The following is a 15,853-nucleotide window of genomic DNA, read 5'->3' as shown; positions in this document are numbered from 1 at the left end:
GCAAGTCGCGTCACGGCCTGGGCAACGTTTGGGCTGACACTCCTGACAGATTCTCCTTGAATTTCAGAATAGACACTACTAGAGGCTCATAGGATTATCGCTAATACCCTTTCAAATCCCCCGTTCAAAATTGGGTTGATCATTTTAGTATAACGGTTTCATTACTGCATAAAGGCCCTTGAAATATGCACCAGCCGATCTGTTTCAGTTCTTGCTCCTTGTTGACCAATAGTTTGGGATTAACTGACTGAATACATTTTGTTCCATCGCAGGCCTGCCGGTAATGATTTCAAGAGCATTTGCCAGCCACGAGGTTACAACGGCCACTTTAAAACGGTTCGTTTTCGCCAAAGCCAGGTAGGTCATCAGCCCACTCCTGCTTGTTCCCTCTATTCCTATACGAGAAGTTTCCCTCTTCTCAACATTAAGCCGATATCTGGCTCATACTTAAAGCCTACAGCTTTTTCCGATGGTTCGATATTCTCCGTAAGAGCTCATTTGTTCAACCTCCTTTTTATCAAACCCAATTGACGATCGATCTAATGAGGTCCCGTTAAACAAAACGCGAAATTTCGATCAAATCGCAGAAAAGCGTTACATTTTGTTTAACATTACCAACAAAAGACTAAACAAAATAACGCATCGATCGTTGAATTAGCATCACCAGACCTCCAGACATCCGCACGGGTGACGAGGAGGTTTGCCGCGCTGTTGACATCGGATTCACAAGTGATCACGAAATAGCAAAGACCAAAAATTAATTGATTCAGGAATGAAGAAAGTTGCAATCATTGGCTCCGGTTTTTCCGGCATTTCTTCCGCTTGTTTCCTGGCGAAACATGGGTTTGATGTGACCGTGTTTGAGAAAAATGATTCGCCCGGGGGACGTGCGCGAAAGTTTAAGGCGCAAGGATATACCTTTGATATGGGGCCAAGCTGGTATTGGATGCCCGATGTTTTTGAGTCATTCTTTAAACACTTCGGAAAACTTCCGTCAGATTACTATCAGCTCGAGAGAGTGGATCCATCCTATCGCATATTTTATGCTCCGAACAATTTTCTTGATATGCCGGCTGGCATCGACGGTGTTAGCGAGGTGTTCGAACAGTTAGAACCTGGAAGCAGCAAGAACCTACTGAAATTCATCGAGGAAGCTAAATACAAGTATGAAATAGGTGTGCACCATTTAGTGTACAACCCCGGACTGTCTATGATGGAACTAATGGATATCGGGTTACTGAAGGGCGTTTTTAAACTCCATGTTTTTCAATCGATGTCGTCCTACATTCGCAAATTTTTCAAGCATCCTCACCTCATCCATCTTCTTGAGTTTCCGGTATTGTTTCTAGGCGCTTCGCCGCAAAAAACTCCCGCACTTTACAGCCTCATGAATTACGCGGATATAGCACTTGGTACGTGGTATCCGCAGGGCGGCATGTCCAAAATTATTGAGGCTATGGTCACGCTTGCATCATCGCTGGGAGTTAAATTTAAATTCAACAGCGCTGTCCAGCAAATTATTGTTTCTGGCAAACAGGCCACCGGCTTAAGAGTAAACGAAGAAGTAGAGAATTTCCACTACGTCGTTGCGTCAGCAGATTATCACCATGTTGAGCAGCATTTGATAGCGGCTTCTCATCGCAGATACGATGAAGCATATTGGCAAAAACGGCTCATGGCCCCATCCAGCCTGGTGTTTTATCTTGGAGTGAACAAATCTCTAAAAAACTTGTTGCACCACAATCTCTTTTTTGATCAGGATTTTTCATTACATACAAAAGAGATTTTCGAAGAACCATCATGGCCGACAAATCCGCTGTTCTATGTCTGTTGTCCCTCTAAAAGCGACCCGACTGTTGCGCCTCCTGGGCACGAAAATGTTTTCATACTAATCCCGGTTGCACCAGGATTACAGGACAACGAAGAGATACGCAAAAAGTATTACGATCTGACGATCACTAGACTCGAAAAGCTGACAGGACAACCCATTCGGCAGAGCATAACTTTTACTAAAAGTTATGCGCACCTTGATTTTATTACTGACTATAATGCGTTTAAAGGAAATGCATATGGCCTCGCAAACACCATGATGCAAACAGCTCACTTAAAACCATCCATCGTGAACAAGAAGATCTCGAACTTGTTTTACGCCGGACAGTTAACAGTCCCAGGTCCTGGAGTGCCTCCGGCGCTTATTTCGGGAGAGATTGCCGCCCGCGAATTGATCCGTCAGCATAACTCAATCAGCCTAACAGAACCTGCAGCCGTATGAAAGCTTTATACGATAATGTTTCAATTCAATGCAGTCGTCTCGTAACGCGGTGTTACAGTACGTCCTTTTCCATTGGTATCAGTTGTTTAAAGAACGAACTCAGGGATCCAATTTATTCTATTTACGGGTTTGTTAGGTTTGCCGATGAAATCGTAGACACATTTCATGACTATAATAAAAAGGAGCTCCTTGACCGGTTTAAGCAAGATACTTACTGTGCTCTTGAAGAAAAAATAAGTTTGAATCCAATCCTGAACAGTTTCCAGGCAACCGCAAATCAATTCAAAATCGACAAAGAGTTAATTGACCTTTTCCTTCATAGCATGGAAATGGATCTATGCGCAAAAGAATATGACGCGACGGGGTTTAAAGAATACATCCTTGGCTCGGCTGAGGTAGTTGGTTTGATGTGCCTGCATGTATTCTGTAACGGTGATAATGATTTGTTTCAAAAACTAAAACCGCACGCCATGAGCCTAGGCTCAGCCTTTCAAAAAATTAATTTTCTACGCGATTTAAATGCAGATTTTGCAGGCATGGGCCGGACCTATTTTCCGGGCATCGAAATGAATCATTTTGATGAAAACAGCAAAAAAAATATTGAAGACAGTATTGAAGCTGATTTCCGTGATGGATACACCGGTATCAGGCAACTGCCGCGCTCCGCGCGTTTTGGCGTGTACGTGGCATACATGTATTATCTTGCCCTCTTCGAAAAAATAAGAAATACACCATCTCAACAAATGCTTCAGAGTCGCATAAGAATTCACAATAGGCACAAGGCGAGACTACTGGCCTATTCCTACTTTAAGTATCAACTAAATTTGCTGTAATGGACCACGTGATATTGGTAGATGAAAGGGATAATGAATTCGGCACCATGGATAAAATGGAAGCCCACATAAAAGGCGCCCTCCATCGTGCTTTTTCCGTGCTGCTTTTCAATTCAAAGGGAGAAATCCTTCTTCAAAAACGGTCAGCCTTTAAGTACCATAGTGCAGGGCTTTGGACTAACACGTGCTGCAGTCACCCAAAACCGGGTGAGACCATGGAAACCGCAATCAAAAGAAGGTTGATGGAAGAAATGGGAATTGATCTCCAACCGGAGTATTTATTCAAGTTCATATACCATGTTGAGCTTTCCAATAACCTGATTGAACATGAATTAGACCACGTCTACATCGGGCAATTCAATGGTGAACCCATTATCAATAGCGTTGAAGTGGAGCGTTGGAAATATGCAGAACCTGCGGCTGTAAAGAAAGACATGCTTCAAAACCCGGAGGCCTATACATACTGGTTTAGTTTGATCCTGAATCGTCCAGAACTTCAAAATATTCTGAACCGTGAAATTCGCGCTCACGCCACAATATGATCGAAGATTCGGGTCAAGTAACGCATTGACATAGCATAAAAAATGAGAGAATGTATAAATTAACCTTCAAACAATTTCTTCCCATCAACAGGCAGCAAGCTTGGGATTTTTTCTCCTCTCCCAAAAACTTGGCGGACATTACCCCGAAGCGACTAAACTTTAAAATTCTGTCGATGTCTGGTGGAAATAAAATGCACATCGGTCAAATTATAAGATACAAGATCACTGTCCTTCCCTTTGTTAGAATGTATTGGGAAACAGAAATAATTGAGGTATTGGAAAGCGAATCATTTGTTGACATTCAGAAAAAAGGTCCATACGCGTACTGGGCACATAAACACTCATTTAAGGAAGTAAATGGAGGGGTTGAAATGATCGATGAACTCGAATATGCGGTACCCTTTGGACTTATCGGGAGGCTAGCCAATTATCTCTTTGTTGCCCAGGAAGTGAGAGGTATTTTTGAATACCGCTTTAACATCCTCAGTCAATATTTTACCAAGGCCTGATGAATGCTGTCACGCTCTCTATTTGCTTCTGCATCGTTATCGGAACATTTCTGTTTTGGGAGTTCGTTGCATGGTTTACACATAAACACATCATGCATGGATTTCTATGGACATGGCATAAATCCCATCATACCATTCACCAGCAAGTCCTTGAAAAAAATGACTGGTTTGTAGTAGTCTTCAGTTTACCATCCATTGGTTTGCTTTACTATTTCAGTTTAGTCATCTACAGCCCGTACGGAATTGCGGTAGGGGTTGGAGTCTTTTTTTATGGGGTATTTTATATCATTTTTCACGATGTAATTGTACATCAGCGAATCAAATGGAGACCCAAAAAAAGAAGCAGCTATCTACAGCGCATGATTAACGCGCACTATATACATCATGGCAAGCATACCAAAGAAGGCTGTGAGGCATTTGGTTTCCTGATTGCCCCAAAAAAGTATGCCCCCAAACAATTCACCTATAAAAAAGAACGTCAAGAAACACAATGATGTTGAATTCAAAATACCTGTACCTTACAATTGATTTTCTCACGATTTTGTTTCCAGTTCTCTTCAGCTTTTATTCAAAAGCAAATTTTTCGAAGAAGTGGAGAAATCTGTGGGTTGCGATCTTAATTCCGGGTACAATTTTTATCCTCTGGGATGAATGGTTCACGCAGAAAGGTGTTTGGGGCTTCAACGAAAAATATCTATCCGGAGTATATCTCGGAAGCTTACCTATTGAGGAAATTCTATTTTTCATTTGCATCCCTTACGCATCGCTATTCATATACGTAGCGTCGAATTACCTGGTTAAAAAAGATTATCTGGGGTCTTCCCAAAAGGCCATTTCGTCAACGATCGTTCTCGTCTGCTTGGTGATTGGTTTTTTGAATACTGATCGGTGGTACACGTCCACTGCCTTGTTGGGACTTGCAGCATACCTGTTTACGCTTCAATTTATATGGAAGGTTAATTTTTTAGGAAGATTCTACTTCTCCTATTTCCTAACCCTTATTCCCTTTTTTATTGTAAACGGAATTCTCACTGGCACCTGGATAGAGGAGCCCGTTGTGTGGTATAATAACGCCGAAAATCTGGGTATAAGAATAGGAACGATTCCTGCCGAAGACGCTCTTTACGGGATGTTTTTAATCGCGATGAGTGTATCGATTTTGGAGTGGCTCCAATGCAACATCACGAAAAGCTTAGGAACTTCGGCTATCCAACACTTAAAGACATAAATACAGCCAGGGGAATACTTGCATCATGCGTCATTTCAACAAAGACACGTCATTCCTTTCTTACATTCGAACCGCAGACAAAAGTCGCAATTGAATATTTATCCTACTGTAATTGTTTTGAACAGTGTATACCCATCGACAATATTCCCAGTAACACTATCTGCCATATTTCTGCTCAAACTATCTGAAAAAATGCTGTCTTGTGCGTTTGACCTATCGGGGGCTCCATTATAGCCATTGGTTGCATAAACCGCCGAATATACAGAAATAGGAAAAGCAATTTGTGTTACCAAAAGGGAGGTACCACTTGTCGTAAGAACTTCAACATGGATATGGGGAGCTCTCCCCGGATACCAGCCCGGAAAAATACTAATGAATGATACCTGTCCGTTAGCGTCTGTAGTTTGTCTGCCACGAAGAAAATTCTGGTTGTTATAATTGGCAGTTTGCAATTGATTGCCACCGTACTGAGAATAATTACCATCTTTATCACATTGCCAAATGTCCACTAATACTCCTGCAAGTGGCGAGCAATCACTACTCTGGTCTTGTATGGTTAGGGTCATCAAAAGGGGGATGCCCGTTCTGTCGCCAAAAATACTAGCCCGAACATACTGTGCAGGGGTACGGATAGGAAAAGGTCCCACAGTTTCTGTCGGCGAAATCACGCAGTCACTTGAGTTGTTGCCACCACCATTTGCAGGGGTAGCCGTATCGACTTTATCGTCCCCTGAACAAGAAGTGATTGCGGTGGGTAACGCTGCAATTGCCCCTAAGCCTAAGAAACCATTTGTTAGAAATTTTTTTCTGTCCATAATTACTTTTTTCCTAGTCTATATGTTAAACCATAGCCTGTAAGGGTTTTCGAAACATCATAAGATTACCAATACTTAAAACATCGGATGTAAATTCTCAGAAGTCTCAGGAGCAGCTCGAATAACGTCCCAATATTCCCATATCTGGTTTCTTTTTAAACAATACAAACAAGCAGCAAACCCAAGCCAAAAACATTGAACTAGTTCAATAAATGAGCTTATAATCCGATTTAGAAACAATTCCTGTTTTATCTCACATTAGTCGATTTCCATTTTTGTTACCTTTACCCAACGCGCTTACTATCAATTGCCAACATGACAACCCTTCTTCACCAAAACATAGCAAAACATGTTGCCCTCTCGGATAGGGAGACCGAACAGTTTTGCAATTTCTTTAAGCCTCAATTTGTTAGAAAAAAGCAGTTCATACTTCAGGAAGGTGACACCTGCACGTTTGAAGCGTTTGTGACGAAAGGCCTCTTTCGAGTCTACCACCTTGACCAAAATGGATTTGAGCAAGTACTTTACTTTGCCATGGAAGATTGGTGGATTACCGACATCGACAGTTTTACCAATCAAAGGCCATCACAATTATTTATAGAAGCTCTTGAAGACAGTGAAATATTATTGATCTCGAAACAAGATAAAGACCTTGCCTACGAAAGTATTCCCGCCATAGAAAAGCTATTCAGGATTATGACCCAAAAAACACATGTAGCCCTGCAAAGGCGAATGATTGACTACTTGGGCAAAACTGCAGATCAACGTTACATCGATTTTTCCGAGAAATATTCCTCGTTGGCTCAACGGCTTTCCAATATCCAGATTGCAGCGTATTTAGGCATCAGTCACGAATTTCTGAGTAAAATCAGGAAGAAGCTTTCCATAAAAAAGTAATTCCGCCTTTCATTTATTGAACTTGTTCAATGTTCCTGGGGATTGGATGATGTCACCTTTGCATCGTCATCATCTTACCATGACAAAAATGAAACCAATTTTTGCCTTTTTATTAGCAATCCTAATTTCATCGAATATGGAAACACAAGCTCAAAATTTCAAAAGAATCGAAACAGAAACATTAACACTCGACGTATTCAATGCCTCGGAAAACAGTTTTGGCGTCGCGTCAGTAATCATTTCTGGCAAAACGGAGGCTGTACTCATTGATGCCCAATTCACTTTGGCGGATGCAGAGACTGTGGCTCAAAAAATTAAGAACTCTGGCAAAAAACTTACAACTATCTATGTAAGTCATGGTGACCCCGATTTTTACTTCGGACTGGAAGTATTCAAAAGATATTTTCCGGAAGTAACCGCCTATGCGTCACCTGCAACAATAGAACACATTAAAGCCACTGCCCAAAAGAAACTAGATGTTTGGGGCGGCCGGTTGGGTAAAGCTATAACCTCCAACGCCGTTTTACCCCAGGTACTGCCAGGAAATAGCATTCAATTGGAAGGTCAAAAAATAGAGGTGGCCGGTTTGGAAGAGTTTCCGACAAAAACCTTCGTATGGATTCCCTCCATAAAAGCGGTAATAGGTGGCATTAATGTTTTTGGCAATACCTTCCACTTATGGATGGCCGATGCTCAAAGCACAGAAGCGCGCAATACGTGGATTTCAGTACTGGATAAAATTGAATCATTGCATCCCGTTATCGTAATTCCTGCCCATGCCAAATCTGAATCGGCATTTGATCTATCGGCAGTAAGACACACAAAGCGTTATCTCCAATTTTATGAAGAGGCTTTGAAAACGAATAAAACTTCAGAATCCCTAATCGCCGCGTTGAAAGCGAAATATCCTACGCTAACTTTTGAAATCGCCTTGCAGATAGGCGCGAAAGTAAACACAGGGGAAATGAAATGGTAAAACAATTGATTCTCAGCTTGGCAGCGACGGTTACACTGTCAAGCTGTTCTTCAAACCATACGACTATGACAAATCTTGAAATCATAAAAAGCACTTACGAAGGAAAAAATTCAGAAGAAAACGGTAGAAATCTGGCGAACCATGTTTCAAAAAATATTTCCTGGACAGAAGCCAAAGGTTTTCCTTATGCTGGCACCTACATCGGATTAGACGAAATAACCAAGAACGTATTTAGTCGTTTAGGCAACGAGTGGATTGACTACAAATTTACCCCAGAAGGCTATGTAGCCGACGGAGACAAGGTGGTCGCGTATGGAACCTATTCCGGCATTTATAAACAAACTGGCAAACCAATTCAAGCCAGGGTAGCGCACCTTTGGAAATTGAAGGATGGCAAAATAATCAGCTTTGAGCAATTCGTGGATAGTCAAACAGTGAATACTGCTTTGAAATAGAATCTTCAGCTATCAACGGCTGGCGCTTTACGGATGCACTCACTGGTTTACCACTATCCCTTGTAAATTGTAGCACGGACATTTATAACCACAGTAGCACGATTTGTAAGGGATAAGGTAGAAGAAATGGGTCCAGGGAGGTCTTGACTATATTAAAGGCTCCGAAAAGCCGCTTGGCTGGCCCCGTTAGTTAGCCAGCTCCCTTCGAATCCAAACGCGGGTTCCCCGGCAGTTGACCATATGATTTTGCGCCCACTACTCCGCTAGCTAATCCCTACCATCAATATCATCCATTCCATTTCGGGAATCGCCGCGAGTACTTCCCCTGTCACTCAGCTTGATATAATCAACGTTTTTTATCGTAACATTTTAATGGCTCTCCACGTCTTGTCAGTATGATACGAAAGGTTGTGCTCTTACCGGTAATATTCCTACTTTTTTTCAATCTATGGCAAATAACAACGCTGCACGGACAACGACTCGAGCCCACTCCCGATAGTAAACTACAACAGCTTAAAGTAGAAATCTCGACAATCCTGAAAGAAACCGGAACACCGGGAGGCGGAATAGCTATTGTTACAAGATCGGGAAAAATATTCTCGCAGGGATTCGGAAAAGCTGATGTCGGGAAAAATATCGATGCCAACGAAGGCACGATTTTTCGTTGCGCCTCCGTGTCTAAAATGATCACTACACTTTGTGTTCTTGAACTTGAGCGCGAAGGAAAGTTGAGTCTACAGGATGAGCTACACAGCATTGCTCCCGAGGTCAAGTTTCAGAATGCATGGGAGAATTCGAATCCGGTGAAGATTATTCATTTATTAAGTCATACTACCGGGTGGGACGACATCCATTCACCAGAAATCGCACATAACGATTCAGTTCCCATCCCGTTGAAAATTGCACTTGACTTTCATCCCCACTCGCGGGTGTGTCGCTGGGTTCCGGGAACAAGAAAAGCATATTCAAACTCCGGCTATGGAGTGGCGGCCTATCTGGTTGAAAAAATTTCCGGGGTAACCTTTGAAGAGTATGCTACTCTGAAAATTCTACAGCCCTTAAGGATGACAAGGACGACATTTTATAATGACATCCTCTTTAGGCAATATGCGGCTGTTCAGTACGACCGAAACCTCCGTGTACTTCCTTACCGAAACGTCATTTATCGGGCGGCAGGTGCAATGAATTCGACACCCAACGATATGGCGAACTTGATCGAATTCCTTCTCAATAGAGGCACTTTTAAAGGCGATGAGTTGCTGTCTGACGAAGTAGTTAGGAAAATGGAAGTGCCACAAGGAACGGCTGCTGCGCGTGTAGGATTGCAGTTGGGCTATGGCCTTGGTAACGAAACAACTTTATATAAGGGGTTTGTATACCATGGCCATGGCGGCACGTTGGATGGTGGTCTCTGTGAAGTAGCCTATCTGCCTGAGCATGGCATTGGACATGTTATCTTCATCAATGCCTCGAAACCAGAGGCATTCGTTAGAATTTCGCAGTTAATTCGGGATTTTGAAGTCGGCTCGCTTAGGAAAGATAGTACGTCCACTTTTACCCCACCTAATACAATATTCACATTTGACGATGGTTATTACGTGTCCATCAATCCGAGAAATCAAAGCATGCTTTTTATGGATTATCTAATAGGAATTGAACGAGTGGAACGCGTTGAAAACGTCGTAACAAAGTCCTGGATATTCACGCCGGAACAAAAACAAAAATATCTAGCAAGTTCCGACTCAACATTCGTAGTAGCAGGTACCAGCAAGGTCGGTATGGTCAAAATCATTGATCCACTGGCTGGACAGGTGCTTTATTTTGACAATCTTGTGATGAAAAAAATACCTGGAAGTGTCGTTGTCATACAGTTAACGCTTCTTGTTTTGTGGATTATTTCCGGACTAGCAAGTATCGTATTTTGGGTCTGCCACCGCTTTCTGCACTTCTTTAAATCAACTGGATCTGGCAAGTCATTTAGCGTCTATAATTTTCCCACCCTCACATCAGCCTTGTATCTCGCACTTTTAATAATGTTGAAGCTTGGCTTTGCTGACTACGATAACAACATAGCCGCTCCAAGTGCGATATCATTCGCCATCACTTTAATATCCGTTTTGATAATACCAACCGTCATGATGTCAGGGGTTGCTATTTACCGAAACAGACATTTGCCAAAAACCAGCTGTATATTCCAATAGTGCTTGTAGTCCTGCATGCACTGGGTACTGGCTATCTGCTCTCATTTGAGGCAATTCCGATCATAACATGGAGATGAATTTACACGCCTGATTATGCCACCGACATTTTATTCGCATCTTGGGGATTGCGAAGCAGTTGACATTTTATTTTCGAGGGCCCATGAACGCAACATTCCGTGCTGCCAGACAATCCATTCCGTGAAGAACTGACCACCTTTGATTTTGATTACTTGAACTTATGTCAAATAAAAGCCAGCCTATGCTTGCATACCTCGCGGTGATAACGCCCTCACGGAATAAAGTGATCAAGGGGTTGGAATCTCCACCTACAGCATTTTAGAAAAATATACCTGCAGGAGTCACATTAATGAGGCATTGTGGCTTATGGAAACCGTCCCGAAAAGTATGGGCTTTATCTATCTGTCTGGTTATTTGTCACCGCATTGACCACTCCCGGCTTTCATATAGGCGTATCACCTCATACACCTGTCTTCCACAATAATGCTTATCTGGATCATCCCGCCTCTACCAGGCTTTCAGGTTTTGAAAATGTATTTTGCCATCCCTTTGCATAGTCGTGTTTTGAACCACTACTGAGATTCTTATGCTGGAACTGCATTCTCGTTGATTTGCCCTCTGGAGCTAGTGACAAAACGACAAAAGACTCGTCACCTGGTTCATTTTTCCATCGCCAACTAAAAGTTAATTTATTTAAAACTTGTACCTCGTCATAAATTCCACTGCACGTATGCTCTGTCAGATCGGAGTCTTGAAATGTTATTTCAAAGTAGCCTCCTACTCGCACATCAAGCTTAGCGCTCAAGCCTTTTCCTTTCGGATCGGATCCAAACCATTTCATTATTAGGTTTGGGTTTGTCCAGGCTTCCCATATTTTTTCTACAGGGCTCTTGAAAGTTGTCTCAATAAATATTGAAGAATCAATGGTTGTCATGTTTGAATTTTTTTTGCGTTTCGGTAAGTAGTCATTTTTTACAAGATAGTAACGAGGATAAAAGTAATCATAGGTTGTAGGTCACCAAATAATCTCACTAACCAGGATGACAGGACTAATATTAGTGTAATTTTGGGAATCTGATCTATATCTGCAAGGAAGATTATATGTGTTACTCCGACTTCAAACTTGTCGCCGGACTGGCATGGCGGCCTTGATGGGCTGGAAGCCGATGGTGGCCAGCGTGAGCATCAGCGCCGCTACCACCGCGATAAAAGCCTGGGTGGGTGTCGACAACTTTTTCCTTGTCACTATCCCAAGCCTCAGGGTCGATCACTCTTTTAGTTAAGTACTCGGTTCAGCAAGATAGTATGGTTCATCTACCCCAGATTTCGATTTAGAAAGAAAATCCTGAAAGTCGTTCCGCAGTCTACTTCACTTTCAACTTCTATTTTTCCGCCTAACGCGGCTACTTGAGTCTTTACCAGATAAAGCCCCATGCCCTTGCCCTCCACATGATCATGAAAACGGCCGTACAAAGTGAATAATTTTTCCCTGTAGGCCGACAGATCCATACCTATACCATTATCGCTTACTGTTAGACAAATTTGATTTTCAACAACTTCTGATTTAATCTGAATCAGCGGTCGTCTATCCAGGTGCCGATATTTAATAGCATTACCAATTAAATTAATAAGGATACTATCCAGGTAAGGTTTTAAAGTACGAAGCAAAGGTGCCTTTGAAAATTCCTCTTTGATCTCTGCATTAGTTTCCAAAATTTCTTTTTCTAAATTCTCTTTTACCAATCTCAACTCTTCCTGCAGACTTACCTCTGTGATGAGGGATGTGTTATTTTTCCTCAACTCCAAAATGGCACCCAAATCTTTTACTACAGTGTCTAATTCCTTTGTTGCAAAAATGAGCTTGCCGGTAATCAATCTCTCGTCGTCATAACTCTTACATGCAAATTCCAAAACATTGCCCAAGCCTAAAATGCGTGCAACCGGCGCACGGAGGTTATGGGCGGTGATAAAAGCAAACTGTTCCAGCTGCTGATTATATCCCACCAAATCTTTAGTCCTGTCCTTTATCTCTTCCTCTAGAGATTCGTTACGAAGTATAATTTCATTATTCTGCTTTTCGATAACTTGTCGTGCGGATTGAAGTTGCTCATTTTGAGATGCTAGTTCTTCTCGTTGATTAAAAAGCTCATTGTTCTGAGTCTGAATTTCTTCGTCACGATGAATGAGTACCTCATTTGTATGTTCAAGTTCCTCAGTCCTTTTTGCGACAAGGCTTTCAAGTTTTTTATTTTGCTGTTTGATCGCGTGTACTCTTACTTTATAATAACCAATAGCTAAACCTACCATTAAAAGACCCACCATCGTTCTGAACCACGACGTCTTCCAGAAGGGAGGTAAAATATGAATGATCAAAGAAGCCCCCTTCTCATTCCAAAGGCCATCGTTGTTGCTTGCCTTAACTCGGAATGTATACGTTCCTGCATCCAGGTTAGTGAATGTAGCTGAACGCTGATTTTCCACATAATTCCAATCACTTTCAAAGCCCTCCAATTTAAAGGCATACTTATTTTTGTTGCTTGATGAAAAGTTAAGAGCTGCAAATTCCAAACTAAAAACATTGTACTTGTATGGCAGATATATCTCCTGAGTCTCACCAATATGACTTTTAAGCAATGAGTCCCTTTCCCCTATTGTTACGGATTTATTAAAAATCTTGAAATCAGTGATATAAACAGGCGGGACATACGGATTCTGCTGGATACTATCAGGATCAAATACATTTACGCCTTTACCTCCGAAAAAAAATAATCCGTCTTTGCTTTTGAAACAGGCATTGGGTTTAAATTCGTTGCCATACAATCCATCACTTACATTATAATTCTGAATTGTTTTGTTGTCGGGATTGAATTTGGAGATTCCTTCGGTGGTGCTCAACCAGAGATTCCCTTTGCTGTCTTCTAATATGCCATTGACAATATTATTAGGCAATCCGTCTTTAGTAGTAAAGCGTTTAATGAATTTTTTACCGATGATCATTTCCAGCCCTGCTGTTGTTGCAACCCAGAGCCTCTTTTTTTTATCTTCCAAAATACAATTTACGATTTCGCTAGTTTTGATTTCTTTCTTATTTGTTCTTGAATCGAAACGGATGATTTTTTTGTTCTTTATATCAAATAAATCGAGTTCTTCGATGGTGCCCAACCATACGTTGCCGTTACTATCTTCATAAATACTTCTGATATAGTTGTTTGCTCCATTCTCCTTCTCTTTATAGCTCTCAAAACTTCCGTTTTTTTCATCTGTCAAAATATTTAACCCTTTATAACTGCCTACCAATAATTCCTTTGTTTTGGAATATTCCCAAATGGAATATACATTAGGATCAGAAAGACTCTTTAAGTTTTTCTCATTGGGTAAATAACTAACAAAACGATCCGTTTTTTCATCGTATCTATTTAGACCACCTGCCCATGTCCCAAACCATATTCGATTTTGGCTATCCTCATAGATAGACAATATTGGATTACTGCTGAGGCTGCCTTTTTGATTAGGCTCATGTTTGTAATATTTCACTCTGTTCCTATCCTTAAGTACAATACCTCCTTCAGTACCAATCCAGAGCCTTTCTTTATGATCTTGATAAATAGCGTTTACTATATCATTTTCGAGGACGATATCGAGTTGAGAAAATTTGTTTTGCAATTTGTCTATTACGCACAATCCCTTTGAAAAAGTACCTGTCCAGATTCGGTTCTGATGATCACAATAAACAGACCACACGGAATTATCACTCAGTGAATACGGATCATTTTTGTCAAATAAAAAATTGGTGAACTGATTGGTGGTAGTGTCCATCCTGCTTAGTCCTCCGTTTTCTGTTGTCAGCAATAAATGACCATTAGCCCAAGCCATTTGTCTAATCGGATTAAAAAGAAGACTTCCAGGATTGGAAGGATTTGCCGTGAAATTGGTAAATTCTTCGTTTTTAATTTCAAATTTACTTAGTCCCTCACTTGACGCAATCCAGAGGTTACCTTTGGTATCCTTAAGAATTTGGTGAATATCAAAACAGACTGCGCTTTTTGAATTTTCAGGGTCATGCAGATATCGTTTAACAGTATTGGCCTTTTTGTTCCATTTTAAAAATCCTCCCCGTCTTACCCCTATCCAAAATTCATCTTCTGATTCTCTTAGAAGCGATTCAATTGGTTCTTTAGATGGGAATAGAATAAAACTTTTCCATTTCCCAGTGCTCCGATCCAGCTGTGCTACAAAAGCATCAAGATATCTGCTGCCTGTTATCCAGAGATTATTATTATCATCTTCAGTAATTTGAAGGATATGGGCATTCGTAGAAAACTCACTGATCCTGTAAAATCGATCCAGTTTATTGTCATAATATTGTAAGCCACCACTGCGTGTGCTTACCCAAATTTTTTTTTGGCTGTCCTCAAAAACGCAGTTAATTGCATTTGTTAATAAGCTGCAGGTGTCATCTGGATTATTTCGGTAAACTTTGAAGTTATATCCATCAAACTTATTCAATCCGTCTTGCGTACCGAACCAAAGAAATCCCTTTGAATCCTGAAGGATACAAGTAACATTGGAATTGGAAAGCCCAGAACCCACTTCAATTCTCGAGAATTTTACCTTCTCGACTGTGGACTGCGCTGACGTAATCCTACAAGAAAATAAAATAAGCGAGCACACCAATTGAAACTGTTGGAACTTCATAGATTCCGGGTTTCTTGTTTGTTAATTATAGATCACACTTTCGGATTCACTAATGAACATACTACATTTCCCTATTTACTTTCTACTATAATTGTACCTTTGTCCTTTTCGAAGAACTCCACCCAAAGGATAGACCCCAAGCCGTTCCCTTCTCATCTAAGATGCCGTATTTAAAAGCAGATATATTTTAAATATAGCGGAAATTTTGGTGCCAGAAATGTATCAAGCCACCCAATCGCATAACTACGTTCTACACCGCTTAATTACAACCGCGACATACTTGCCGTTAAGCGGACAATCTCAAATTCAGTGGTGGCTGGAGATTCCGAGTAACGTGACCACCAATTTCCGGATGAAAGTGACCACCTGATTTCGGGGCAAAGTGACCACCGTTTTCCGGGGCAAATTGACC

Annotated in this window: 14 protein-coding genes; 10 read left to right on the top strand and 4 right to left on the bottom strand. The window is 41.3% G+C overall.

The features are described from left to right. The first annotated feature begins 772 nt into the window (after positions 1 to 772). The 6 genes from BUB30_RS34170 to BUB30_RS34145 are packed head-to-tail and all read left to right on the top strand — an operon-like array spanning position 773 to position 5,384. Positions 773 to 2,272: a phytoene desaturase family protein gene (locus tag BUB30_RS34170; protein WP_073143526.1), complete on the top strand. Its 1,500-nt coding sequence runs from the start codon at positions 773 to 775 to the stop codon at positions 2,270 to 2,272. Further along, positions 2,269 to 3,105 (top strand): phytoene/squalene synthase family protein, encoded by an 837-nt coding sequence (locus BUB30_RS34165; RefSeq protein WP_073143525.1) that lies wholly within the window; start codon positions 2,269 to 2,271, stop codon positions 3,103 to 3,105. Before BUB30_RS34170 ends, BUB30_RS34165 begins: the two co-directional genes overlap by 4 nt. After that, a complete protein-coding gene (gene idi / locus BUB30_RS34160; RefSeq protein ID WP_073143523.1) occupies positions 3,105 to 3,647 on the top strand; it encodes an isopentenyl-diphosphate Delta-isomerase in 543 nt (180 codons plus the stop codon). Before BUB30_RS34165 ends, idi begins: the two co-directional genes overlap by 1 nt. A 50-nt stretch (positions 3,648 to 3,697) precedes the next feature. Then, entirely contained in the window at positions 3,698 to 4,156 is a 459-nt protein-coding gene (locus BUB30_RS34155; protein WP_073143521.1) for an SRPBCC family protein, read from the top strand. Beyond that, positions 4,156 to 4,650 carry a sterol desaturase family protein gene (locus tag BUB30_RS34150; RefSeq protein WP_073143519.1) on the top strand — a complete coding sequence of 165 codons (495 nt, stop codon included), beginning with the start codon at positions 4,156 to 4,158 and terminating at the stop codon, positions 4,648 to 4,650. Before BUB30_RS34155 ends, BUB30_RS34150 begins: the two co-directional genes overlap by 1 nt. After that, positions 4,647 to 5,384: a lycopene cyclase domain-containing protein gene (locus BUB30_RS34145; protein WP_245804223.1), complete on the top strand. Its 738-nt coding sequence runs from the start codon at positions 4,647 to 4,649 to the stop codon at positions 5,382 to 5,384. Before BUB30_RS34150 ends, BUB30_RS34145 begins: the two co-directional genes overlap by 4 nt. 98 nt (positions 5,385 to 5,482) lie before the next feature. Here BUB30_RS34145 and BUB30_RS34140 read toward each other — a convergent pair whose 3' ends face one another. Then, positions 5,483 to 6,199 carry a dioxygenase family protein gene (locus tag BUB30_RS34140; protein ID WP_073143517.1) on the bottom strand — a complete coding sequence of 239 codons (717 nt, stop codon included), beginning with the start codon at positions 6,197 to 6,199 and terminating at the stop codon, positions 5,483 to 5,485. 315 nt (positions 6,200 to 6,514) lie between these two features. On the opposite strand from BUB30_RS34140, the gene BUB30_RS34135 reads away from it, so the two are divergent. The 4 genes from BUB30_RS34135 to BUB30_RS34120 all read left to right on the top strand — a co-directional run bounded on the left by BUB30_RS34135 (position 6,515) and on the right by BUB30_RS34120 (position 10,728). Beyond that, complete coding sequence (locus BUB30_RS34135; RefSeq protein WP_073143516.1) at positions 6,515 to 7,096, top strand: Crp/Fnr family transcriptional regulator; 582 nt, start codon at positions 6,515 to 6,517, stop codon at positions 7,094 to 7,096. An 88-nt stretch (positions 7,097 to 7,184) separates the two neighbouring features. Continuing rightward, positions 7,185 to 8,072, top strand: coding sequence for an MBL fold metallo-hydrolase (locus BUB30_RS34130; RefSeq protein WP_073143623.1), 888 nt, complete (start codon positions 7,185 to 7,187; stop codon positions 8,070 to 8,072). A gap of 65 nt (positions 8,073 to 8,137) precedes the next feature. After that, entirely contained in the window at positions 8,138 to 8,527 is a 390-nt protein-coding gene (locus tag BUB30_RS34125) for a nuclear transport factor 2 family protein (RefSeq protein ID WP_073143514.1), read from the top strand. Positions 8,528 to 8,922: 395 nt separating this feature from the next. Next, the gene (locus tag BUB30_RS34120; protein WP_073143512.1) at positions 8,923 to 10,728 is read left to right on the top strand and encodes a serine hydrolase domain-containing protein; all 1,806 of its coding nucleotides are present in this window, start codon (positions 8,923 to 8,925) and stop codon (positions 10,726 to 10,728) included. A gap of 514 nt (positions 10,729 to 11,242) precedes the next feature. Here BUB30_RS34120 and BUB30_RS34115 read toward each other — a convergent pair. The 3 genes from BUB30_RS34115 to BUB30_RS34110 form a co-directional block, all read right to left on the bottom strand. Further along, positions 11,243 to 11,680 carry an SRPBCC family protein gene (locus BUB30_RS34115; RefSeq protein ID WP_073143510.1) on the bottom strand — a complete coding sequence of 146 codons (438 nt, stop codon included), beginning with the start codon at positions 11,678 to 11,680 and terminating at the stop codon, positions 11,243 to 11,245. Between the two features lie 183 nt (positions 11,681 to 11,863). Continuing rightward, positions 11,864 to 11,992: a hypothetical protein gene (locus tag BUB30_RS35860; protein WP_262485815.1), complete on the bottom strand. Its 129-nt coding sequence runs from the start codon at positions 11,990 to 11,992 to the stop codon at positions 11,864 to 11,866. Between the two features lie 68 nt (positions 11,993 to 12,060). After that, positions 12,061 to 15,441 carry a two-component regulator propeller domain-containing protein gene (locus tag BUB30_RS34110; RefSeq protein WP_073143508.1) on the bottom strand — a complete coding sequence of 1,127 codons (3,381 nt, stop codon included), beginning with the start codon at positions 15,439 to 15,441 and terminating at the stop codon, positions 12,061 to 12,063. Positions 15,442 to 15,853 lie beyond the last annotated feature (412 nt).

The organism is Chryseolinea serpens, from assembly GCF_900129725.1.
GTDB classification, from domain to species: domain Bacteria; phylum Bacteroidota; class Bacteroidia; order Cytophagales; family Cyclobacteriaceae; genus Chryseolinea; species Chryseolinea serpens.
Note: the sequence above shows the minus strand (reverse complement) of the source record. Positions and strands in the feature narration are given on the sequence as shown.

Excerpts from the sequence above, each read along its gene's own strand:
- BUB30_RS34170 (WP_073143526.1), top strand. The coding sequence starts at position 773 with ATGAAGAAAGTTGCAATCATTGGCTCCGGTTTTTCCGGCATTTCTTCC.
- BUB30_RS34165 (WP_073143525.1), top strand. The coding sequence starts at position 2,269 with ATGAAAGCTTTATACGATAATGTTTCAATTCAATGCAGTCGTCTCGTA.
- idi (WP_073143523.1), top strand. The coding sequence starts at position 3,105 with ATGGACCACGTGATATTGGTAGATGAAAGGGATAATGAATTCGGCACC.
- BUB30_RS34155 (WP_073143521.1), top strand. The coding sequence starts at position 3,698 with ATGTATAAATTAACCTTCAAACAATTTCTTCCCATCAACAGGCAGCAA.
- BUB30_RS34150 (WP_073143519.1), top strand. The coding sequence starts at position 4,156 with ATGAATGCTGTCACGCTCTCTATTTGCTTCTGCATCGTTATCGGAACA.
- BUB30_RS34145 (WP_245804223.1), top strand. The coding sequence starts at position 4,647 with ATGATGTTGAATTCAAAATACCTGTACCTTACAATTGATTTTCTCACG.
- BUB30_RS34140 (WP_073143517.1), bottom strand. The coding sequence starts at position 6,199 with ATGGACAGAAAAAAATTTCTAACAAATGGTTTCTTAGGCTTAGGGGCA.
- BUB30_RS34135 (WP_073143516.1), top strand. The coding sequence starts at position 6,515 with ATGACAACCCTTCTTCACCAAAACATAGCAAAACATGTTGCCCTCTCG.
- BUB30_RS34130 (WP_073143623.1), top strand. The coding sequence starts at position 7,185 with ATGAAACCAATTTTTGCCTTTTTATTAGCAATCCTAATTTCATCGAAT.
- BUB30_RS34125 (WP_073143514.1), top strand. The coding sequence starts at position 8,138 with ATGACAAATCTTGAAATCATAAAAAGCACTTACGAAGGAAAAAATTCA.
- BUB30_RS34120 (WP_073143512.1), top strand. The coding sequence starts at position 8,923 with ATGATACGAAAGGTTGTGCTCTTACCGGTAATATTCCTACTTTTTTTC.
- BUB30_RS34115 (WP_073143510.1), bottom strand. The coding sequence starts at position 11,680 with ATGACAACCATTGATTCTTCAATATTTATTGAGACAACTTTCAAGAGC.
- BUB30_RS34110 (WP_073143508.1), bottom strand. The coding sequence starts at position 15,441 with ATGAAGTTCCAACAGTTTCAATTGGTGTGCTCGCTTATTTTATTTTCT.